This is a genomic window from Streptomyces sp. NPDC048337, from assembly GCF_043201175.1.
Classification (GTDB): Bacteria; Actinomycetota; Actinomycetes; order Streptomycetales; family Streptomycetaceae; genus Streptomyces.
The window spans coordinates 76,122-96,944 of the sequence record NZ_JBICYR010000002.1 but is presented as its reverse complement, the minus strand read 5'-3'; the positions used below and the strand labels follow the sequence as shown (position 1 = coordinate 96,944).

General features: G+C 72.2%; 23 protein-coding genes. 13 read left to right on the top strand and 10 right to left on the bottom strand.

Annotation, left to right across the window (positions count from 1 at the left end):
- Nucleotides 1-133: 133 nt before the first annotated feature.
- The 4 genes from ACGFYU_RS03565 (at nucleotide 134) to ACGFYU_RS03550 (ending at nucleotide 3,190) form a co-directional block, all read left to right on the top strand.
- Nucleotides 134-1,159 (top strand): 6-phosphofructokinase, encoded by a 1,026-nt coding sequence (locus ACGFYU_RS03565; protein WP_393825565.1) that lies wholly within the window; start codon nucleotides 134-136, stop codon nucleotides 1,157-1,159.
- An 89-nt stretch (nucleotides 1,160-1,248) separates the two neighbouring features.
- Nucleotides 1,249-2,205 carry a cytochrome c oxidase assembly protein gene (locus tag ACGFYU_RS03560; RefSeq protein WP_393825564.1) on the top strand — a complete coding sequence of 319 codons (957 nt, stop codon included), beginning with the start codon at nucleotides 1,249-1,251 and terminating at the stop codon, nucleotides 2,203-2,205.
- A 32-nt stretch (nucleotides 2,206-2,237) separates the two neighbouring features.
- Nucleotides 2,238-2,396, top strand: a complete 159-nt coding sequence (locus ACGFYU_RS03555; RefSeq protein WP_393825563.1) for a hypothetical protein — start codon at nucleotides 2,238-2,240, stop codon at nucleotides 2,394-2,396.
- An 83-nt stretch (nucleotides 2,397-2,479) separates the two neighbouring features.
- The gene (locus ACGFYU_RS03550) at nucleotides 2,480-3,190 is read left to right on the top strand and encodes a lysophospholipid acyltransferase family protein (RefSeq protein WP_393825562.1); all 711 of its coding nucleotides are present in this window, start codon (nucleotides 2,480-2,482) and stop codon (nucleotides 3,188-3,190) included.
- 27 nt (nucleotides 3,191-3,217) lie between these two features.
- Here the strand turns inward: ACGFYU_RS03550 and ACGFYU_RS03545 are convergent, their stop codons facing one another.
- The 7 genes from ACGFYU_RS03545 to ACGFYU_RS03515 all read right to left on the bottom strand — a co-directional run bounded on the left by ACGFYU_RS03545 (nucleotide 3,218) and on the right by ACGFYU_RS03515 (nucleotide 9,620).
- The gene (locus tag ACGFYU_RS03545) at nucleotides 3,218-4,819 is read right to left on the bottom strand and encodes an alpha/beta hydrolase (RefSeq protein WP_393825971.1); all 1,602 of its coding nucleotides are present in this window, start codon (nucleotides 4,817-4,819) and stop codon (nucleotides 3,218-3,220) included.
- 247 nt (nucleotides 4,820-5,066) lie between these two features.
- Nucleotides 5,067-5,873, bottom strand: coding sequence for an urease accessory protein UreD (locus ACGFYU_RS03540; RefSeq protein ID WP_393825561.1), 807 nt, complete (start codon nucleotides 5,871-5,873; stop codon nucleotides 5,067-5,069).
- Nucleotides 5,870-6,556: an urease accessory protein UreG gene (gene ureG, locus ACGFYU_RS03535; RefSeq protein WP_393825560.1), complete on the bottom strand. Its 687-nt coding sequence runs from the start codon at nucleotides 6,554-6,556 to the stop codon at nucleotides 5,870-5,872. Before ureG ends, ACGFYU_RS03540 begins: the two co-directional genes overlap by 4 nt.
- Before the next feature lie 46 nt (nucleotides 6,557-6,602).
- Nucleotides 6,603-7,277, bottom strand: coding sequence for an urease accessory protein UreF (locus ACGFYU_RS03530; RefSeq protein ID WP_393825559.1), 675 nt, complete (start codon nucleotides 7,275-7,277; stop codon nucleotides 6,603-6,605).
- The gene (locus tag ACGFYU_RS03525) at nucleotides 7,277-8,998 is read right to left on the bottom strand and encodes an urease subunit alpha (protein ID WP_393825558.1); all 1,722 of its coding nucleotides are present in this window, start codon (nucleotides 8,996-8,998) and stop codon (nucleotides 7,277-7,279) included. Before ACGFYU_RS03525 ends, ACGFYU_RS03530 begins: the two co-directional genes overlap by 1 nt.
- Nucleotides 8,991-9,302, bottom strand: coding sequence for an urease subunit beta (locus ACGFYU_RS03520; protein ID WP_393825557.1), 312 nt, complete (start codon nucleotides 9,300-9,302; stop codon nucleotides 8,991-8,993). The genes ACGFYU_RS03525 and ACGFYU_RS03520 overlap by 8 nt, the downstream gene beginning before the upstream one ends.
- 15 nt (nucleotides 9,303-9,317) lie before the next feature.
- On the bottom strand, nucleotides 9,318-9,620 hold the full coding sequence (locus ACGFYU_RS03515) for an urease subunit gamma (protein WP_393825556.1): 303 nt from the start codon (nucleotides 9,618-9,620) through the stop codon (nucleotides 9,318-9,320).
- A 315-nt stretch (nucleotides 9,621-9,935) separates the two neighbouring features.
- On the opposite strand from ACGFYU_RS03515, the gene ACGFYU_RS03510 reads away from it, so the two are divergent.
- Nucleotides 9,936-10,328, top strand: a complete 393-nt coding sequence (locus ACGFYU_RS03510; protein ID WP_393825555.1) for a VOC family protein — start codon at nucleotides 9,936-9,938, stop codon at nucleotides 10,326-10,328.
- An 8-nt stretch (nucleotides 10,329-10,336) separates the two neighbouring features.
- On the opposite strand, the gene ACGFYU_RS03505 is transcribed toward ACGFYU_RS03510, so the two are convergent.
- Entirely contained in the window at nucleotides 10,337-10,789 is a 453-nt protein-coding gene (locus ACGFYU_RS03505; protein WP_393825554.1) for an ATP-binding protein, read from the bottom strand.
- A 197-nt stretch (nucleotides 10,790-10,986) separates the two neighbouring features.
- Here ACGFYU_RS03505 and ACGFYU_RS03500 point away from each other — a divergent pair, with 197 nt between their 5' ends.
- Both ACGFYU_RS03500 and ACGFYU_RS03495 read left to right on the top strand, forming a co-directional pair.
- Nucleotides 10,987-11,871: a helix-turn-helix domain-containing protein gene (locus tag ACGFYU_RS03500; protein WP_393825553.1), complete on the top strand. Its 885-nt coding sequence runs from the start codon at nucleotides 10,987-10,989 to the stop codon at nucleotides 11,869-11,871.
- A 12-nt stretch (nucleotides 11,872-11,883) separates the two neighbouring features.
- Complete coding sequence (locus ACGFYU_RS03495; protein WP_393825552.1) at nucleotides 11,884-12,126, top strand: DUF397 domain-containing protein; 243 nt, start codon at nucleotides 11,884-11,886, stop codon at nucleotides 12,124-12,126.
- Nucleotides 12,127-12,132: 6 nt separating this feature from the next.
- On the opposite strand, the gene ACGFYU_RS03490 is transcribed toward ACGFYU_RS03495, so the two are convergent.
- The gene (locus ACGFYU_RS03490) at nucleotides 12,133-13,305 is read right to left on the bottom strand and encodes an 8-amino-7-oxononanoate synthase (protein ID WP_393825551.1); all 1,173 of its coding nucleotides are present in this window, start codon (nucleotides 13,303-13,305) and stop codon (nucleotides 12,133-12,135) included.
- Nucleotides 13,306-13,486: 181 nt separating this feature from the next.
- Here ACGFYU_RS03490 and bioB point away from each other — a divergent pair, with 181 nt between their 5' ends.
- The 4 genes from bioB to ACGFYU_RS03470 all read left to right on the top strand — a co-directional run bounded on the left by bioB (nucleotide 13,487) and on the right by ACGFYU_RS03470 (nucleotide 17,729).
- Nucleotides 13,487-14,734 (top strand): biotin synthase BioB, encoded by a 1,248-nt coding sequence (gene bioB / locus ACGFYU_RS03485; protein ID WP_393825550.1) that lies wholly within the window; start codon nucleotides 13,487-13,489, stop codon nucleotides 14,732-14,734.
- The gene (locus tag ACGFYU_RS03480) at nucleotides 14,727-16,052 is read left to right on the top strand and encodes an adenosylmethionine--8-amino-7-oxononanoate transaminase (protein WP_393825549.1); all 1,326 of its coding nucleotides are present in this window, start codon (nucleotides 14,727-14,729) and stop codon (nucleotides 16,050-16,052) included. The genes bioB and ACGFYU_RS03480 overlap by 8 nt, the downstream gene beginning before the upstream one ends.
- 11 nt (nucleotides 16,053-16,063) lie before the next feature.
- On the top strand, nucleotides 16,064-16,786 hold the full coding sequence (gene bioD / locus ACGFYU_RS03475; RefSeq protein WP_393825548.1) for a dethiobiotin synthase: 723 nt from the start codon (nucleotides 16,064-16,066) through the stop codon (nucleotides 16,784-16,786).
- Nucleotides 16,787-17,072: 286 nt separating this feature from the next.
- Nucleotides 17,073-17,729: a class I SAM-dependent methyltransferase gene (locus ACGFYU_RS03470; RefSeq protein WP_393825547.1), complete on the top strand. Its 657-nt coding sequence runs from the start codon at nucleotides 17,073-17,075 to the stop codon at nucleotides 17,727-17,729.
- A gap of 16 nt (nucleotides 17,730-17,745) precedes the next feature.
- Here the strand turns inward: ACGFYU_RS03470 and ACGFYU_RS03465 are convergent, their stop codons facing one another.
- Entirely contained in the window at nucleotides 17,746-18,198 is a 453-nt protein-coding gene (locus tag ACGFYU_RS03465; protein ID WP_393825546.1) for a GNAT family N-acetyltransferase, read from the bottom strand.
- Nucleotides 18,199-18,440: 242 nt separating this feature from the next.
- On the opposite strand from ACGFYU_RS03465, the gene ACGFYU_RS03460 reads away from it, so the two are divergent.
- Together ACGFYU_RS03460 and ACGFYU_RS03455 are read left to right on the top strand one after the other, a co-directional pair.
- Nucleotides 18,441-19,781 carry a hemolysin family protein gene (locus ACGFYU_RS03460; RefSeq protein WP_393825545.1) on the top strand — a complete coding sequence of 447 codons (1,341 nt, stop codon included), beginning with the start codon at nucleotides 18,441-18,443 and terminating at the stop codon, nucleotides 19,779-19,781.
- Nucleotides 19,778-20,803 carry a hemolysin family protein gene (locus ACGFYU_RS03455; RefSeq protein WP_393825544.1) on the top strand — a complete coding sequence of 342 codons (1,026 nt, stop codon included), beginning with the start codon at nucleotides 19,778-19,780 and terminating at the stop codon, nucleotides 20,801-20,803. The genes ACGFYU_RS03460 and ACGFYU_RS03455 overlap by 4 nt, the downstream gene beginning before the upstream one ends.
- The last annotated feature ends 20 nt before the right edge of the window (nucleotides 20,804-20,823 follow it).

The window sequence follows — 20,823 nt, the reverse complement described above, 5'->3', positions numbered from 1 at the left end:
GTTTTGCACGAGGAGCGCGACCAGCGTGTGGAGGATGGTTCAGTCCACCGCCAAACCGCTTGTAGGGTGGCCGTAGTTCCAACCGGACGACGTGGTCCGGTCGTCGGCCCACGTTGCAAAGGTCTCTTCTGCCATGCGCATAGGTGTGCTCACTTCCGGTGGCGACTGCCCCGGCCTCAATGCCGTCATCCGCTCCGTCGTGCACCGCGCCGTCGTCGACCACGGCGACGAGGTGATCGGCTTCCACGACGGCTGGAAGGGCCTCCTGGAGGCGGACTACCGCAAGCTCGACCTCGACGCCGTCGGCGGCATCCTCGCCCGCGGCGGCACCATCCTCGGCTCTTCCCGGGTCCAGCCCGCGCACCTGCGCGACGGCGTGGAGCGCGCCCGCGGCCACGTCGCCGACCTCGGCCTGGACGCCATCATCCCGATCGGCGGCGAGGGCACCCTGAAGGCCGCGAACCTGCTCTCGCAGGCCGGTCTGCCGATCGTCGGCGTCCCGAAGACCATCGACAACGACATCGCGTCCACCGACGTCACCTTCGGCTTCGACACCGCCGTCGGGGTCGCCACCGAGGCGCTGGACCGGCTGAAGACCACCGCCGAGTCCCACCAGCGCGTGATGGTCGTGGAGGTCATGGGCCGCCACACCGGGTGGATCGCCCTGCACTCGGGCATGGCGGCCGGCGCGCACGCCATCGTCGTACCGGAGCGCCCCTTCGACATCGAGGAGCTGACGGCGATCGTCGGCGAGCGGTTCTCCGCGGGCAAGCGGTTCGCGATCGTCGTGGTCGCCGAGGGCGCCAAGCCGCGCCCCGGGACGATGGCCCTGGAGGAGGGCGGCGTCGACATGTACGGCCACGAGCGGTTCGCCGGCATCGGCAACCGGCTCGCCGTGGAACTGGAGCACCGCCTGGGCAAGGAGGCCCGGCCGGTGATCCTGGGCCACGTCCAGCGCGGCGGCACGCCGACCGCGTACGACCGGGTGCTCGCCACCCGCTTCGGCTGGCACGCCGTGGAGGCCGCGCACCGCGGCGAGTTCGGCATGCTGACCGCGCTGCGCGGCACGGACATCGAGATGGTGCCGCTCGCCGAGGCGACCTCGACCCTCAAGACGGTTCCGGCCGCGCGGTACGACGAGGCCCAGACGGTTCTGTGACCGTATGCCCCTTACGGCCGCCCCCGCGCGCACGAGCGTACGGGGGCGGCACTACTGTGGTGGGGCGCCACAGTCAAGGGAGTGAAGTGATGGACCACAACGGGCACGGCATGGGTATGGACATGGACCTGCCGCCCTTCACTCTCGGGCGCGGGCTGGAGTTCTCCTTCGACGCCTTCTTCCTCTTCGGGTCCCTGATCGGGCTCGCCCTGTACGGATGGGGCGTACTGCGGCTGCGCCGGCGCGGGGACTCCTGGTCGGCGGGGCGGACCACGGCCTTCACCATCGGCGTACTGACGGTGATCCTGGTGATGTGCACCAAGCTGAACGACTACGGCATGGTCATGTTCAGCGTGCACATGGTCCAGCACATGGTGATCAGCATGGTCACCCCGATCCTGCTGCTCCTCGGCGCCCCGGTGACGCTGGCGCTGCGCGCGCTGCCGCCCGCCGCGCGCGGCCACAAGGGGCCGCGCGAACTGCTGCTGATGCTGCTGCACAGCCGCTACATGCGCGTGGTGACCCATCCGGCCTTCACGATCCCGATGTTCATCGCGAGCCTGTACGCGCTGTACTTCACGCCGCTCTTCGACTTGCTGATGGAGAGCCGGACCGGGCACATCGCGATGATGGTGCACTTCCTCGCCGTCGGCCTGATCTTCTTCTGGCCGATCATGGGCATCGACCCGGGCCCGCACCGCCCCGGCTACGTGATGCGCATGCTGGAGCTCTTCGCGGGCATGCCCTTCCACGCCTTCTTCGGCATCGCCCTGATGATGGCGAGCCAGCCGATGATCAAGACGTACGAGAACCCGCCGGCCTCCCTGCGCATCGACGCCCTGCTGGACCAGCAGTGGGGCGGCGGCATCGCCTGGGCCTTCAGCGAGATCCCCTCGGTGCTGGTGCTGATCGCGCTGGTCTACCAGTGGTACCACTCCGAGCAGCGGGCGGCGAAGCGCTCCGACCGGGCCGCGGACCGCGACGGCGACCAGGAGCTGGAGGCGTACAACTCGTATCTCGCCTCGCTCCAAGCGCGTGGCCAGTAGCGGAGGACCGCCTTCGCGCGCGACCATGAGGCATGACCGGATCCGTTAAGGCGATGGCTGTCATGACCTTCGCCGCTCTGGTGGCCGTCGCCACGTATTCCGTGGTCCTCGGCAGCAACGGCTGGCTGTGGTTCGGCTGGGTGGTGCTGGGCCTGCTGACCGCCGGGATGGCCGCTTCCCGCAAGGCATGACGAACATCGCGCAGACCCCTCGGGCCCGTGACTCACCGTCCGTAAGCTGGACGTGACAACGGGATATCGATGGGAGCGGCTTGGTGTTCTACCACTTGCTCAAGCACGTGTTGCTCGGCCCGCTGCTGCGGCTGCTGTTCAGGCCTCGGATCGAGGGCCTGGAGAACATCCCGGAGGAGGGCGCCGCGATCGTCGCGGGCAATCACCTGTCGTTCTCCGACCACTTCCTGATGCCCGCGATCCTCAAGCGGCGGATCACCTTCCTCGCCAAGGCCGAGTACTTCACCGGCCCGGGGGTCAAGGGGCGGCTCACCGCCGCCTTCTTCCGCAGCGCCGGGCAGATCCCCGTGGACCGCTCCGGCAAGGACGCCGGACAGGCGGCGCTGCGCGAGGGGCTGGGGGTGCTGGCCAAGGACGAGCTGCTGGGCATCTATCCGGAGGGCACGCGCTCGCACGACGGGCGGCTGTACAAGGGCAAGGTGGGCGTGGCCGCGATGGCCCTGGGCGCCGGTGTGCCGGTCATCCCGTGCGCGATGCTCGGCACCTTCGAGATCCAGCCGCCCGGGCAGAAGATCCCGAAGATCCGGCGGGTGACGATCCGCTTCGGCGAGCCGCTGGACTTCTCCCGGTACGCGGGCATGGAGGGCGAGCGGGCCGTCCTGCGCGCCGTCACCGACGAGATCATGTACGCGATCCTCCGCCTGTCCGGCCAGGAGTACGTCGACCGGTACGCGGCCGAGGTCAAGGCCGAGGAAGAGGAGGAACGGAAGAAGGCCCGGCGCCGATCGCGCTGAGCCTTCTCCCGTCGCTCTTCCGGGGTCCTAGCGGACGGCCGGGAGCTCCTCACGGGCCGGCAGGTCCGAGGCCGGGGCCTCGGCCGTCAGGGCCTTCGCGGCGGCCGGGGCCGGCGGGACCGGAGTGGCGTGCGGACCGCACTTCACGTCCTGGGCGTCGACCTTGCCGGTGAGCAGGTAGGCGTCGACCCGGGTGTTGATGCAGGGGTTCACCAGGCTGGTGACACCGTGCGAGCCGGCGTTCTGCTCGGTGATCAGACGCGAGCCGGCCAGCCGCTTGTGCAGCGAGACCGCGCCGTCGTACGGGGTGGCCGCGTCGCGCTCCGACTGGACGATCAGGACCGGCGGCAGACCGCGCTTGGCGCCGACCTCGATCGGGGTGCTCTGCTTGGACTTCCAGGTCGCGCAGGGCAGGTTCATCCACGCGTTGGACCAGGTCAGGAACGGGTACTTCTCGTGCAGCTTGCTGTTGTCCCGGTCCCACTTGGCCCAGCTGGTCGGCCACTTGGTGTCGGCGCACTCGACGGCGGTGTAGACGGCGTTGCCGTTCTCCGACGCCGCGTTGCCCTTGGTGTCGGACATGTCCGGGGCGATCGCCTCGATCAGCGGCTTCTCGTCACCGGCGACGTAGGCGCTGAACGCCTGCGCGACCGGGACCCAGGAGGAGTCGTAGTACGGGGCGCCCTGGAAGAAGCCGATGAGCTCCGCGGGGCCGACGACTCCGCCGAGCGGGTTGGCCTTGGCCTTGGCGCGCAGCTCCTGGTACTTGGCCTCGACCTTGGCGCGGGTGTCGCCGATGTGGAAGACGGCGTCGTTCTTCGCGACCCAGTCCTGCCAGTCGTTCCAGCGCATCTGGAAGGCGACGTCCTGGCCGAGGTTGGCCTCGTACCAGATGTTGTCCTGGTCCGGGTTGACCACGCTGTCGACGATCATGCGGCGCACGTGGGTCGGGAAGAGGGTCGCGTAGACCCCCCCGATGTAGGTGCCGTAGGAGACGCCGAGGAAGTTCAGCTTCTTCTCGCCGAGGGCGGCACGGATCACGTCGAGGTCGCGCGCGGTGTTCGGCGTGGTCATGTGCGGCAGCATCTCGCCGCTGCGCTCCTTGCAGCCGTCCGCGTACTCCGCGGCGAGCTTGCGCTGGGCGCGCTTGTCGGCCTCGCTGTCCGGAACCGGGTCGGCCTTCGGCGCCTTGACGAACTCCTGCGGGTCGATGCAGGAGATGGGCGCGGAGTGGCCGACGCCGCGCGGGTCGAAGCCCACGAAGTCGTACGCCTTGGAGGTGTTGACCCACAGCGGGCTCTTGGTGGTGACCCGGCGCGGGAAGCGCATGCCGGAACCGCCGGGGCCGCCCGGGTTGTAGATGAGCGCGCCCTGGCGCTCCTCCGGGGTGCCCGTGCTGCCGATCCGGTCGACGGCGAGGTCGATGGTCTTGCCGAAGGGCTTGGTGTAGTCGAGCGGAACCTTCACCCAGCCGCACTGGATGGGCTTGTCGAAGCCCCAGTCCGCGGGACAGTCCTTCCACTCGATCCCGGTGCGGGCGGCGCGGGCGGCGGCGATCTGGACGCCGACCGCCTCCGCGGCCCCGTTGTCACGGCCGGCCGAGGCCGCCGAGGCGGACGGCGCGAGCATCAGGCCCGCCGCCAGCGTGCCTGTGATCAGTGTGGCGGCGCTCCCCAGCGCCGCGGTGCGTATCACGTGGTTGTTCCCCCTGCGTCAGGTGCCGCCGTGGGCGGCCGGATGCGGTCGTTCTGGTCGTCCGCGTGCAGGGGGATCCTTGCGCCTGACCTGGACCCGGCAACAGAGCAGGCTCCAGTTCTTTGCCAACCCGATAACCGGAGAGACGTGTACCGCTGAGCGGTGTCTGATTCGTCCGTAACTACGCCTGCCGCGGCGGGCCGTAGGTGCGGGCGGCCCCGTCGAGCAGTTCGCGCAGCCGCAGGGCGTCCGGGGCGAGGGCCGTGACGAGCACCGCGGGGCCGGCCAGCGGGGTGACCGCGGCGAACTCCCCCAGCACGCCGGCGGCGGGCGGGGCCTGCTCGAAGGCAGGGTCCACGACCAGGAGTTGGCCCAGTGCCCGGTGGCCCGCGAGTCCGGCCGGGCCGTCCCAGCCGCCGGGCGCGCCGGGCCCGCAGGTCAGCTCCTGGTCCAGCAGGGGGCGGCCGCCGCGGGTGGCGGTGAGCCGGCTGCGCAGCAGGCCCGGGGCCTCCCCGCAGCGGCCCAGCACCTGCTCCTCGCGCAGCAGCAGCCGTGCGGAGGGTGCCAGTTGGACCCGGGTGTGCACACGCAGGTCGCTGCCGCGCACGGAGACCAGCGGCTCCGGCAGCCACCGCACCGAAGCCCCCTCCTCCACGGTGAGGCGTACGTCGTACCGCGCGGGTTCGCCGCGCCGGCCGGGCAGGGCCAGGGTGGCCGCCGCCGAGGCGAGGGCGAGGTGCGCCCCGGGCCCGGCGGTGGCCTCCACGGTCAGGTGGTCACCGCCCAGCGGGGCGGTCATCGCGCCGACCAGCATGACCCCGGCCTCGGGCCCCGCGCCCCGGGTGCGGCGCAGCGCGAGCGGGCCCTCCCCGGCCAGCAGCGGGAGGGCGGTGCCGCCCCGCCCGTCGGCGGCCGCGTGGATGCGGGCGGTGGCGCGCAGGCCCGTGGCCGGCGGGGCCGTGACCTCGACGGGGGGCGCGCTGGTCACCGTACGATCCAGGCGGCGATCCGCTCGCGCACCCAGGCGGCCACCGGGGCCACCCCTTCGGGGCCGCGCAGCGACTGGAAGGCGACGGGCAGTTCACCGCGCTGGTCCGCGGCGTCGCGGGCCATCCGGTCCAGGTCGGAGCCGACGTGGGGGGCGAGGTCGGTCTTGTTGACGACGAGCAGGTCGGCGGTGGTGACGCCGGGGCCGCCCTTGCGCGGGATGTCGTCCCCGCCGGCCACGTCGATGACGAAGATCTGCGCGTCGACCAGTCCCCGGGAGAAGGTGGCGGTGAGGTTGTCGCCGCCGGACTCGACGAGGATCAGGTCGAGCGGTCCGACGCTGTCCTCCAGCTCCTCCACCGCCTCCAGGTTGGCGGAGATGTCGTCGCGGATGGCGGTGTGCGGGCAGGCACCGGTCTCGACGGCCGCGATCCGCTCGGGCGGCAGCACCGCCTCGCGGAGCAGGAACTCGGCGTCCTCCCGTGTGTAGATGTCGTTGGTGACGACCGCCATGGACAGTTCGGCGCGCAGGGCGCGGCACAGGGCGGCGACGGTGGCGGTCTTGCCGGAGCCGACGGGGCCGCCGAGTCCGATGCGCAGGGCGCGCCGGGTGCCGTCGGCGCGGACCGGTTCGGCGCTGTGGGTGTGCCGGTGGGGGTAGGTCACGCCGTGGTCGAGATGCATGCTGGGGGTTCTCCTCGGGAGTGGTCTGGGTGGCCGGTCGGGGCGCTCAGGAGGCGAAGAGGCGTACCGGCCAGTCGGCATGGACCTCGGCCGCGATCTCCAGCAGGGGCGAGGAGGCCGCGGGCAGGCAGTCCGTGCCGTCGGAGCGCGCCCGGTGCGCGGCCTCGGCCGCCCGGGCCGCCACGGCGTCGAGTTCGGGGGCGAGCCGGGCCAGGACCCCGCTCGCCTCGAAGGGGTCCAGGCCCAGCAGCCGCACGGTCGCGGTCGCCGGGCCGCCGATGCTCTCGTACGCCGCCACGTGCGCGGCGTCGAGCGGCCCGAGCCCCGCCGCCCGGGCGGTGAGGCCGAGCACCACGGGCTGGTGGGCGCCCCGCGGGAACGCGGCGGCCAGTGCCTCCAGCTCGGGGTGGGGCCAGGTGGCCCGGGCGGCGCGCAGCAGCTGCCGGCCGAGCCGCCGGGCCGCCGTGCGCAGCGCGGGCGAGGGGGTGCGGGCATCGGCGGCGGCTTCGAGCTCCGCCGGGTCGAGCCCGAGGGCGCCGGCCGCGGCGAGCGCGGCGGCGGTGAGTCCGGCGGTGTGCAGCCGGCCCCGGCAGAAGTCCTCCAGGGTGGCGGCGTCGTGGATCCGGCCCGCCTTGCAGGCGGCCTCGGCCCCGCCGGAGTGCGCGTGGCCCCCGGCGGGGAATCGGCCGTCCGCGAGGACGAGCAGTGCGGCGAGGCTCATCAGAAGAGGAAGTATCTCTGTGCCATGGGCAGTTCGGCGGCGGGCGCGGGCTCCACGGCCTCCCCGTCGATGGTGACGGTGAAGGTGTCGGCGTCGACCTCGACCCTCGGCATCGCGTCGTTGTTGCGCATGTCCGCCTTGCCCACCTTCCGGGTGCTCTCGATGGCCGTGAACTGCTTGCCGAGCCCGAGGCGTTCGGGCAGTCCGTCGTCGAGGGCGGCCTGCGCGGTGAAGTTGAGGGAGCCCAGGGCGGGCGCGCGCCCGTGGCTGCCGAACATCGGGCGGGGCAGGACCGGCTGCGGGGTGGGGATGGAGGCGTTGGCGTCGCCCATCTGCGCGTAGGCGATCTGGCCGCCCTTGATGACCACCTCGGGCTTGACCCCGAAGAACGCCGGGTTCCACAGCACGAGGTCGGCGAGTTTGCCGGTCTCGACGGAGCCGATCTCGCGGGCGAGTCCCTGGGCGACGGCGGGGTTGATCGTGTACTTGGCGACGTAGCGGCGGGCCCGCTGGTTGTCGGCCGGTCCGTCGCCGGGGAGGAAGCCGCGCCGCTTCTTCATCACGTGGGCGGTCTGCCAGGTGCGCAGGACGACCTCACCGACGCGTCCCATGGCCTGGGAGTCGGAGGAGATGATCGAGATGGCCCCGAGGTCGTGCAGGACGTCCTCGGCGGCGATGGTCGAGGGCCGGATCCGGGATTCGGCGAAGGCGAGGTCCTCGGGGACGGCCGGGTTGAGGTGGTGGCAGACCATCAGCATGTCGAGGTGCTCCTCGACGGTGTTGACGGTGTGCGGCCGGGTGGGGTTGGTGGAGCTGGGCAGGATGTTGGGCTCGGAGACCACGGTGATGATGTCGGGTGCGTGCCCGCCGCCCGCGCCCTCGGTGTGGTACGAGTGGATGGTCCGCCCGGCGATCGCCGCGAGGGTGTCGCCGACGAATCCGGCCTCGTTGAGGGTGTCGGTGTGGATGGCGACCTGGGCGCCGGTCTCGTCGCAGACGCTCAGGCAGGCGTCGATGACGGCGGGGGTGGACCCCCAGTCCTCGTGGATCTTGAACCCGAGGGCGCCGCCGCGCAGCTGGGAGTGCATGGCCTCGCGGGACATGGTGTTGCCCTTGCCGAGCAGGCCGATGTTGACGGGGTAGGCCTCCAGCGCCGCGAACATCCGGGCCAGGTGCCAGGGTCCGGGGGTGACCGTGGTGGCCTTGGAGCCCTCGGCGGGTCCCGTGCCGCCGCCGACGAGGGTGGTGATCCCGGACGCGAGGGCCGCCTCGACGACGGTCGGGGAGATGAAGTGGACGTGGGCATCGATGGCGCCGGCCGTGACGATCTTCCCGTTGCCCGCGATGATCTCGGTCTCGGGGCCGATGACGAGCGCCGGGTCCACGCCGTCCATGGTGTCGGGGTTGCCGGCCTTTCCGATGCCGCAGATACGGCCGTCGCGGATGCCGAGGTCGGCCTTGACGATGCCCCAGTGGTCGAGGATCACGACGCCGGTGATCACTGTGTCGGGAGCACCCTCGGCGCGGGTGGTGCGGGCCTGCCCCATGGACTCGCGGATCACCTTGCCGCCGCCGAAGACGGCCTCGTCGCCGGCCCGTCCGGGCCCGCCGCTGAGGTCCTGTTCGATCTCGACGAAGAGGTCGGTGTCGGCGAGCCGGATCCGGTCGCCCCGGGTCGGCCCGAAGAGGTCGGCGTACACCTGGCGGGAGATCTCAGCCATCGAGCGGACCTCCGGTCTCCCCGCGCAGTCCCGGTACGGTGCGCAGCCCGGTCAGCGGTACGAGTTCCACGGCGACCGGGATGCCCGGCTCGAAGCGGACGGCGGTGCCGGCCGCGATGTTGAGCCGCTGCCCGCGCGCGGCGGAACGGTCGAAGTCGAGGCCGGGGTTGGCCTCGGCGAAGTGGTAGTGGGAGCCGACCTGGACGGGCCGGTCGGCGGCGTTGAGCACGGTGAGGCGGGTGACGGGGCGGCCCTCGTTGAGGAGCACCGGACCGTCCCCGAAGGCGATTTCGCCGGGGATCATGCGGATTGCTCCTCTTCAGACGATCGGGTCGTGGACGGTGACGAGCTTGGTGCCGTCCGGGAAGGTCGCCTCGACCTGGACGTCGTGGATCATCTCGGGGATCCCCTCCATGACCTCCTCGCGGCCGATCACGGTGCGGCCGGAGGCCATGAGCTCGGCCACGGTCCGTCCGTCACGGGCGCCTTCGAGGATGTGACAGGTGATGAGCGCGATGGCCTCGGGGTGGTTGAGCAGCACCCCTCGTGCCCGTCTCCTCTCGGCCACGTCCGCGGCCACGTGGATGAGCAGTCTTTCCTGCTCGTGCGGTGTCAGTTGCACACGTATCACCAAGTTTCCGGGACAAGATCAACATCGCGCCGGGGCGACCCTATCGGCCGTCAACACTTTGTTGACCTGCGCATATCCGAGCCAAGCGTGTCTTGCCCAACGCAGAGAAAGGCTTTCCGTCCCGACCACCGCCGCTTTACCGGATCATGGGTGATCATTGGCGGAAGGGCGTGGCGCCACGGTATGCGCCGCGCTTTTCCGCCGCGTTAACCCACGTTTCGGGGAGGTACCCGGTTCAAATCCGGTTGCCGCCCGGGCCCCGTTCCGTATACGGAGGACCACACGGAACACCGACCAAGGAGACGCATGTTCGTCAACCCCGTCCGGCACATCACCTTCGACGCTCACGAGCCCTACAAGATCGCCGAGTTCTGGTCCGCCGTGACCGGCTTCCCGATCCACCCCGACGACGTCGAGGGGGACGACCAGGTCCTGCTCGACCCCGCGCAGCCGAACGTGCCGGGCCTGCTGTTCATCCGGGTACCGGACGCCAAGGCCGTCAAGAACCGGGTGCACCTGGACATCCAGCCCGCCACCGGCACCCGGGACGAGACCGTCGAGCGCCTCGTGGCACTCGGCGCGAAGGTCGTGGACGACCAGCGGGCGGAGGACGGCGTCATGGGCTGGGTCGTGCTCGCCGACCCCGAGGGCAACGAGCTGTGCATCGAACGCGGCGCGGTGGAGCGCGGCCTCGTCTGAGCCCGTTCTCAGCAGCCGGTGGCGGTCTTCGCCGGCGTCGCCGCGACCGTCCAGGGCAGGGCGATCCAGACCGTCTTGCCACCGTCCTCGGTGGGGCTGACCGAGAGGCGGCCGCCCGCCTCCGCGGTGAGCCAGCGGATGATGACCATGCCCCGGCCGTTGTCCTGCTGGACGGCGGCGGGGAGCCGCTTGGGCCAGCGCGGGTGGCTGTCCGTCACGCCGACGCGCAGCCACTCCTCGCGCTCCAGCCTGACGTCCACGGTGAAGGTCGGCGACTGGCCGAAAGTGTGCTGTACGGCATTGGTGGCGAGCTCCGAGACGATCAGCCGGACACTGTCGGCGGTCTCGGCGTCATCGGGAAGTCCCCATTCGCCCAGCACCTCCGCGACGTAGCGTCGGGCGGCGGCGACCGAGGCGGGATCGCTCGGCAGAGTGACGGATGCTTCCTGGTGATCTGCCATGGCGACGGTCCCTTTCCCACCGGGGCCGAGCGGCCCCGGATCTGTGCTGGACGCCAGAGTGCCACCCTTCGTGCCGCCGCATCTGCCGTTCCCCCAAGATATGCATATATCTGTCGCTCAATGCGGTGAACTCTGCTACGGAAGAGCGTATTTGGACGGCAGACTGGTGCGATCTGTGCCGGTGGAAGGAGGCGGGTGTGCAGCACGGTCCCGCGGTGCGTCGGCGCAAGCTCGGCGAGGAACTGCGCGCCCTGCGCGACCGGTCCGGACTCACCAGTGGTGAGGCCGCCCGGATCGCCGGATGGCACCAGTCGAAAATCAGCCGCATCGAGACGGGGCGCAGCGGTGTCAAGCCCGAGGACATCCGCCTGCTCCTCGACGTCTACGGGGAGATCGTGAGCCCCGAGCAGCGCGCCCTGCTGGAGGCCCTGTCCGCCTCGGCCGCCGGTCCCGGCCCGGGCGGCGACACCGGGCGGGGCCGCCAGTGGTGGCACGACTACCGGGGGCTGCTGCCCCAGGAGTACCGGGACTTCATCAGCCTGGAGGCGGGGGCACGGGCGGCACGCACCGTGGAACTGTCCGTGGTGCCGGGACTGCTGCAGACCGCCGGGTACGCGCGGGCCGTGACCCGGGCCGCGCTGGGCGGGCTACCCGAGCCGAAGGTGGACGCGCTGGTCGACGTACGGCTGGCCCGGCAGTCGGTGCTGCGGGCCGATCCTCCGCTGGAGCTGAGCGCCGTACTGGACGAGGCGGTGCTGCGCCGGCAGATCGGCGGGCCCGGGGTGATGGCGGAGCAGCTGCGGCACCTGGTGGAGGTGGGGCGGCTGCCCCAAGTGCGGCTACAGGTGCTGCCGTTCAGCGTGGGGGGTCATCTCGGCCTCACCGGTCCGTTCGTCATTTTCTCATTTCCGAACATCGCCGATCTGGATGTGGTGGTACTCGACCATTTGACGAGTAGCCTCTATCTGGAGCGGAAGGAAGACCTAGAGGCGTACAGCGCCGCGTTCCGCACCATTCAGGAACACGCCCTCCCGCCCCAGGACTCGTCGGATCTCATCAGCTCACTTGCTGACGACGCGTAAGGAGGCACCCCCGTGTCCGCAACCCCCTTATCGATCAGCGGACTTCTGATCAGCGCGCAGTGGCGGCGGAGCAGCCGCAGCACCGGAATGAACAATTGTGTGGAAGCGGCCGTCCTCGGCGGCGGCCTGCTGGCCGTCCGCGATTCCAAGCGGACGGACGGCCCGGCCGTGCTCTTCACCGGGCCGGCCTGGGACGGCTTCCTCACTTCCGTACGGGCGGACGTGACGTCCGTACGGGCGGACGTGCTCCCGTAGCTCCGCCTACCGGTCCGTGGCTCCGGCCGGAGCGGTCCGCAGGATCGTCGCCACGGCCCGGGTGATCTCCTCCCCCGTGAGATCCCCCCGGGCGGTCAGCCGCAGCCGGGAAATGCCGTCCGGCACCGACGGCGGCCGGAAGCACCCCACGGACAGACCTGCCTCGCGGCAGTCGGCGGCCCACTGCAGTGCCGCCGAGGCCGACGGGGCCCGTACCGACACCACGGCCGCGTCCGGCCGGGCCGCGGTCAGGCCGGACGCGGTGAGCCGCCCGTACAGCTGGGCGGCCACCTCGCGGGCGCGGCCGGCGCGCTCCGGTTCCCGCCGGAGCAGGCGCAGGCTCGCCAGCGCCGCGCCCGCGGCGGCCGGGGCCAGCCCGGTGTCGAAGATGAACGTGCGCGCGGTGTTGACCAGGTGGCGGATGACCTTGGCCGGACCGAGCACCGCCCCGCCCTGGCTGCCCAGGGACTTCGAGAGGGTCAGCGTGGCCACCACCCCCGGCGCGCCCGCGAGCCCGGCGGCGTGCAGCGCGCCGCGGCCGCCTTCTCCCAGCACACCCAGCCCGTGCGCGTCGTCCACGACCAGGGCCGCTCCCTCGTCCCGGCAGGCGGCGGCGTACCCGGCGAGCGGGGCGGCGTCCCCGTCGACGGAGAACACGGAGTCGCTGACCAGCAGGGCCCGGCCCTCGTGCGAGGCGAGCGTCTTGCGCGCGGCGTCCGGATCGGAGTGCGGGACGATGGCGGTCTCGGCGCGCGAGAGGCGGCAGCCGTCGACGATCGAGGCGTGGTTCCCGGCGTCCGAGACGACCAGCGTGCCCCGGTCGCTGAGCGCGGTGACGGCGGCCAGGTTGGCCGCGTATCCGGAGGACAGGACCAGTGCGGCCTCGAATCCGCAGAAGTCCGCGAGCTCGTGTTCGAGCTCCGCGTGCAGCTCGGTCGTGCCCGTCACGAGACGGGATCCGGTGGCTCCGGCCCCCCACCGCCGCGCCGCCTCCCGCGCGCCGCGGACGGTCTCCGGATGCCGGGACAGACCGAGGTAGTCGTTGCTCGCGAGGTCCAGGAGCGGTGACTCGGCCGGTCTCGGGCGCAGCGTGCGGACGAGCCCGGCCCGTTCGCGGGCGCTCTCCGCGGCGTCGATCCAGGAGAAGACGTCCACCGGATCGGGAGTGGGCTGGGGCATCGGCGCGTCCTCTTGTTTTGTCGGCAGTCCACAGACCTGCCCGACCCTAAGCGCCGGGACTTTGCTCGACCCTAGCCGCCGGGACTTGAGTGTCAGGTGTGGCGATACACACACTCCCAACCGGCCATGTTGTGCGATCTCTCCTTGGCCGGGATGGGTGGTGTGGTCCAGGATCGGCAGCATGGACCTGCTGAACACCCTGGTGGACAAGGGGCTGCGGCGCGAGCTGCCGACCCGTGAAGAGGCGCTCGCCGTACTGGCGACGTCCGACGACGAACTGCTCGACGTGGTGGCCGCGGCCGGCAAGGTGCGCCGCCAGTGGTTCGGGCGTCGGGTCAAGCTGAACTACCTGGTCAACCTGAAGTCGGGCCTGTGCCCGGAGGACTGCTCGTACTGCTCCCAGCGGCTCGGTTCGAAGGCCGAGATCCTCAAGTACACCTGGCTGAAGCCGGACGAGGCCTCCCAGGCCGCCGCGGCCGGTGTCGCGGGCGGCGCGAAGCGGGTCTGCCTGGTCGCGAGCGGCCGCGGGCCGACGGACCGGGACGTGGAGCGCGTCGGCAAGACGATCGCGGCGATCAAGGAACAGAACGAGGGCGTCGAGGTGTGCGCGTGCCTCGGCCTGCTCTCGGACGGCCAGGCGGAGCGGCTGCGCGAAGCGGGCGCCGACGCGTACAACCACAACCTCAACACCTCCGAGGCGACGTACGGGCAGATCACCAAGACCCACACGTACGAGGACCGGGTCGACACCGTGCAGAAGGCGCACGCCGCCGGCCTGTCGGCCTGCTCGGGCCTGATCGCCGGCATGGGCGAGAGCGACGAGGACCTGGTCGACGTCGTCTACGCGCTGCGGGACCTGGACTCGGACTCGGTGCCGGTCAACTTCCTGATCCCCTTCGAGGGCACCCCGCTCGCCAAGGAGTGGAACCTCACCCCGCAGCGCTGCCTGCGGATCCTCGCGATGGTCCGCTTCGTCTGCCCCGACGTGGAGGTCCGGATCGCGGGCGGCCGCGAGGTGCACCTGCGCTCGATGCAGCCGCTCGCGCTGAACATCGCCAACTCCATCTTCCTCGGCGACTACCTCACCAGTGAGGGCCAGGCCGGACAGGCCGACCTCGACATGATCGCGGACGCCGGTTTCGAGGTGGAGGGTGCCGGTACGACCACGCTCCCGGCCCACCGGGCCGACGTGGCGGAGGCGGCCACGGCGGGCGGCTGCGGTTCGCACGGCGGCGGCGCCTCCCTCTGCGGCTCGGCCGGCTCCGGCGACGGTGCGGCGGAAGCCGGGTGCGGTTCGGCCTGCGGCGGGTGCTCCGGGCACGCGGAGACGGCGCCCGTACCGGCGCAGGCGGAGGCCGGTGAGGTGCGCTCCGATCTGGTGGCGGTCCGCCGCCGTGGCGCGGGGACGGATCTCGCCCCCAATGCCTGATCAGCTTCGGCCGGTGTCGGCCGGCGCGGAACTGCTCGCGCTGGACCGGCAGCACGTCTGGCACCCGTACGGTCCGATGCCCGGGCGGCAGGAGCCGCTGGTCATCGCCTCCGCGTCGGGGGTGCGGCTGCGGCTCGCCGATCCGTCCGGGCAGGGGCAGGGCCACGACGAGCTCGTCGACGGCATGTCCTCCTGGTGGTCGGCGATCCACGGCTACAACCACCCGGTGCTGAACGAGGCCGCGACCGCGCAGCTGAGCCGTATGTCGCACGTGATGTTCGGCGGGCTCACCCATGAGCCCGCCGTCCGGCTCGCGGCCCGGCTGGTGGAGATCACCCCTCAGGGGCTGGAGCACGTCTTCCTCTCCGACTCGGGCTCGGTCTCGGTCGAGGTCGCGGTCAAGATGTGCCTCCAGTACTGGCGTTCGCTCGGCCGGACGGGCAAGACCCGGCTGCTGACCTGGCGCGGCGGCTACCACGGGGACACCTGGCAGCCGATGGGCGTCTGCGACCCCGAGGGCGGCATGCACGAGCTGTGGCAGGGCCACCTGCCGCGGCAGGTCTTCGCGGACGCGCCGCCCGGCGGCTTCGACACCCCCGTGGACCCGGCGTACCGCGACCACCTGCGCTCCCTGATCGCCGCGCACGCGGACGAGCTGGCCGCGGTCATCGTGGAACCGGTGGTGCAGGGGGCGGGCGGCATGCGCTTCCACCACCCGGACCACCTGCGGGTGCTGCGCGAGCTGTGCGACGAGTACGGCGTCCTGCTCGTCCTCGACGAGATCGCCACGGGCTTCGGGCGTACGGGCGCGCTCTTCGCGGCCGACCACGCGGGGATCACCCCGGACGTGATGTGCCTCGGCAAATCGCTGACGGGCGGTTACCTCACCCTCGCCGCGACCCTCTGCACGGAGCGGGTGGCCGACGGCATCTCGCAGGGCTCGGTCCCGGTGCTCGCGCACGGCCCGACCTTCATGGGCAACCCGCTGGCCACGGCGGTGGCGCTGGCCTCGATCGACCTCCTCCTGGGCCAGGACTGGCCGACCGAGGTCAAGCGCATCGAGGCGGGCCTGCGCGAAGGCCTGGCGGCCGCCGCGGGATTGCCCGGCGTACGGGAGGTCCGCGTCCTGGGCGCCATCGGCGTGGTCCAGCTCGACCACGAGGTCGACATGGCGGCGGCGACCCGGGCCGCGGTCCGGGAGGGCGTCTGGCTGCGCCCGTTCCGCGATCTGATCTACACGATGCCCCCGTTCGTCACCGGTGACGACGATGTGGCCCGCATCTGCCGCGCGGTGGTCGCGGCGGCCCAGGAAGGCTGAGAAAAGTCGGTATGTCGGTACTGATGGTGTCCGGAACGGGCACGGAGATCGGCAAGACGGTGGTCACCTCGGCGATCGCGGCCGCCGCGGTGGCGGCCGGCCGCTCGGTGGCGGTGCTGAAGCCCGCCCAGACGGGTGTCGGCCCGGACGAGCCGGGGGACGCCGCGGAGGTGGTCCGCCTGGCGGGCCCCTCCGTCACGGCGGCGGAACTGGCCCGCTACCCGGAGCCGTTGGCCCCGGACACGGCGGCCCGCCGCGCGGGCCTGCCCACGGTCTCCCCGGCCGCCATCGCCGAGGCGGCGACCCGGCTGGCCCTCTCCCACGACCTGGTCCTGGTGGAGGGCGCGGGCGGCCTCCTGGTCCGCTTCGACGAGGCGGGCCACACCCTGGCGGACGCGGCCCGCCTCCTCGGGGCCCCGGTCCTGATCGTCGCCCCGGCCGGCCTCGGCACCCTCAACTCCACCGCCCTGACGGCGGAAGCCCTCCGCGCGCGGTCCCTGACCCCCCTGGGCGTGGTGGTCGGCAGCTGGCCGTCCTCCCCGGACCTGGCCTCCCGCTGCAACCTGGCGGACCTCCCCAAGGTCTCGGACACCCCCCTCCTGGGCGCCATCCCGGAATCCGCCTCCACCCTCCCCCCACCACAGTTCCGCACCCAGTCCCCCACGTGGCTCTCCCCCACCCTGAGGGGCACCTGGTCCCCGGAAACCTTCCAGTCCACCTTCGCCGGCGCTTGAGGGACCTTCCAGCTCCGGTGGCATCTCCAGCCCCGCCGGCGCTTGAGGCGATCTCTCAGCCTCGCCGGCGTTTGAGGCGCGGGGCCCGGGGCGGAGCCCCGATCCTTGACCCGCACACGCGCACCCGGCCGGGGCCAAACCCAGCCCCGCCGGCGCTTGAGGCGCGGGGTCTGGGGCAGAGCCCCAGCAAGCCCGGGCGCAGCCCGGGGCCCCCGCCAAGCGTGAGGCGCAGCCGACCGGGCACGCTGGAGGTACCGGCCCCCACCGCCGCCCCCGGAGGTCCGTCATGCCGCGCCACCCCCGTGACCCCGTCCACCACCCCCTCTTCGCCCGCTTCTACGCCCGCTTCAGCGTCGCGGCCGACGCCCGCGCTGGCGTAGCCGCCCTCCGCACCGAGCTCCTCCACGGCGTGTCCGGCCGCGTCATAGAGATCGGCGCCGGCAACGGCCTCAACTTCGCCCACTACCCCCGCGCCGTCTCCGAGGTCGTCGCCGTAGAACCGGAACGCACCCTCCGCCGTCTCGCGGCCTCCGCCGCGCTCCGCGCCGAGGTCCCCGTGGACGTCGTACCCGGCGCCGCCGAAGCCCTCCCGGTCAAGAGCGAGGCCTTCGACGCCGCCGTCGCCTCGCTGGTGCTGTGCACCGTACGGGACCTGCCCCGCTCCCTCGCCGAACTGCACCGCGTGCTCCGCCCCGGCGCCGAGCTGCGCTTCTTCGAGCACGGCCGCGCCCCCGGCCCCGGTATGGCCGCCGTCCAGCGTGCCCTGGACCGGACCGTCTGGCCCCGCCTCTTCGGCGGCTGCCACACCGCCCGCGACCCGCTCGCCTCGATCGAGGCCGCCGGATTCCGGATCGTCTCGCAGCGCAGCTTCCGGCTGCCCGAGCGCGGCCCCGCCTTCCCGACCTCGTACTGCGTCATCGGCGCGGCCCGCCGCATGGACTGAGCCTCCTGCCCCACGCCTAGGCGAACGGCTTCACCCACCGCCGCCAGTGGTCCTCCCGCCGGTACCCGGCAGCGGCCCACGCCCGGTGCGCCCGCTCGTTCTCCTCCAGGACCATCGCGTCGCCGCGCCGGCCGCCCGCCGCCAGGAAGCGGCGCTCGGCCGCTTCCAGCAGCGCGGTGGCGATCCCCTGCCTGCGCCGGGAGGGCAGTACGGCCAGCCGGTACAGCGAGCACCGCCAGCCGTCGTAGCCCGCGATCACCGATCCGACCAGGATCCCGTCCGCCTCCGCGAGGATCAGCGCGTCGGGGTCGCGCGTGACGAGCCGGGTCACGCCGGCCACGTCGTCCGTGATCGACGTGCCCTCCGCGGCTTCCTTCCAGAAAGCGAGCACGTCCTCGGCATCGGCAGGCACGGCGGTCCGAAGCCGGAGCAGGGGCCGGAACAGGGGCTGAGGCTCAGGCGAGTTCATGATCGGGAGCCAAGCACGCCCGGCCGACGGCCCGCCACCGACTTCCACCCTGCGAGACTGGACAAAAGGATGATCCGATCTCTTTGCCCGTCCTTTACCCTGTAGGCACCAGTCCCTCTCCTCTCCGACGAAAGGTGTGAGCGTCCGCCCATGGGCGAGCCTCCCAGTCCACGACATCTCCGTGCCCGACACCGCGCGATACCCCTCCTCCTGGCAGATCCTGGGACGGAGGTGATCGACCGATGACCGAAGTCCTCCTGCTCGTCGTGGCGCTGCTGCTCTGTCTGGCCTGCGGAGTCTTCGTCGCGGCCGAGTTCTCGCTGACCACCATCGAGCGCAGCGAGCTCGAAGAAGCCGCCGAGCGCGGCGAGCGCGGGGCCGACAGCGCACTGGCCGCCGTCCGCACCCTGACGTTCCAGCTGTCCGGCGCCCAGCTCGGCATCACCGTGACCGGCCTGGTCATCGGCATGATCTCCAAGCCGTCGATCGCCGCCCTGCTCGAGGGCCCGTTCCGGTCCATGGGGCTGTCCGCCGGCGCCGCCTCCTCCACCGCCCTGATCCTGGGCACCGTCCTGTCGACCGTCGTCCTGATGGTCGTCGGCGAGCTGGTCCCCAAGAACTGGGCGATCTCCTCCCCGCTGGCCATCGCCAAGCGCGTGGCCACCTTCCAGCGGGTGTTCAGCCGGGCCTTCAAGCCCCTGATCAGCCATCTCAACACCACCGCGAACCACATGGTGCGCCGCTTCGGCATGGAGCCGGCCGAGGAGCTGGCCTCCGCGCGGACCCCGCAGGAGCTGGTCGCCCTGGCGCGGCACTCCGCGAAGGCGGGCGCCCTGGAGAAGGACACCGCCGAGCTGTTCGTGCGGACCCTGAACCTGGCCGACCTGACCGCGGAGAACGTGATGACCCCGCGCGTCCAGGTCACCGCCCTCGACGTGCAGACCACCGCCGAGGACGTGGCGAACGCGACGCTGGCCACCGGCCTGTCCCGGTTCCCCGTCTACCGCGGCAGCCTGGACACCGTCGTCGGCACCGTCCACATCAAGGACGTGCTGGCGCTGCCCGCGAAGACGCGCCGCTACTACCCGGTGTCGCAGCTGCTGCGCGAGCCCCTCCTCGTACCGGAGTCGCTGACCGTGGACCGGCTGCTGGACCGGCTGTCCGGCAAGCAGACCATGGCCGTGGTCATCGACGAGTACGGCGGCACGGCCGGGGTGGCCACGCTGGAGGACATCGTGGAGGAGGTCGTCGGCGAGGTCCGCGACGAGCACGACCCGCACGAGACCCCGGACCTGGCCCCGGCCGGTACGGACGCCTCCGGGCGCCTGCTCTACTCCGCCGACGGCGCCGCCCGCACCGACCAGCTCGAGCGGATCGGACTGCGCGTGCCGGACGGCCCGTACGAGACCCTGGCCGGTCTCCTGGCCACCGAGCTGGGCCGCATCCCTGCCGTCGGCGACAGCCTCGAACTGGACGGCTGGCAGCTCGACGTCGTCGACGCGAGCGGGCGGCGCGCCGCCCGGGTACTGCTGCACATGCCGGCCGAGTCGGCCGGCGACAAGGACGGGGAGGAGGGCCGATGACGGCGATCCAGTTGCTGATCGGCCTGGCGACCCTGGTCGTCAACGCCTTCTTCGTCGGCGCGGAGTTCGCGCTGATCTCGGTCCGGCGCAGCCAGATCGAGCCGTACGCGGAGCAGGGCGACCGGCGGGCCCGCGCCGTCCTGTGGGGCCTGGAGCACGTGTCGGCGCTGATGGCGGCGGCCCAGCTCGGCATCACGCTGTGCACCCTGGTGCTGGGCGTGGTCGCCGAACCGGCCATCGCGCACCTGCTGACCCCGCTGTTGGACGCCGTCGGGGTGCCGTCCGGGGTGACGCACGCGATCTCCTTCGTGGTGGCGCTGGCCCTGGCGACGTACCTGCACATGCTGTTCGGCGAGATGGTGCCGAAGAACGTGGCGCTGTCCGAGCCGGTGCGCACCGCGCTGCTGCTGGGGCCGCCGCTGGTGACCCTGACGCGGGCGCTGCGGCCGGTGATCTTCGCGATCAACGCCTTCGCCAACACCCTGCTGCGCCTGCTGCGGGTGGACGCGAAGGACGAGGTCGCGGCGACCTTCTCCGACGACGAGCTGGCCCGGATGGTCAAGGACTCCAGCAACGCGGGGCTCCTGGACGACCGGGCGAGCGAGCGCCTGCACGACGCCCTGGAGCTGGGGCGCAGGCCGGTCACCGATGTGGTGCTGTCGGCGGACCGGGTGGTGCCGGCCCGCGAGGGCATCACGCCGGCCGGGCTGGAGCGGCTATCGGCCGAGTCCGGGTACTCCCGCTTCCCGGTGATCGACGCGCAGCGCAGGATCCTGGGCTACCTGCACGTCAAGGACGCCCTGGACGCGGACGTCGAGGCACGGGACGAGCCCTTCCCGGTGTCGGCCCTGCGGGCGATCGCGCAGGTGCGCGCCGAGACCCCGCTGGACGACGTGCTGACCGCGATGCGGCGCAGCCGTACGCACCTGGCGGCGGTCCTCGGGGCGGACGGTGCCATGACGGGCCTGGTGACGATGGAGGACGTGCTGCGGGAGCTGTTCGGACGGCCCGCCTCCGCCTGACGGTGCGGTCCCCGGCCCTG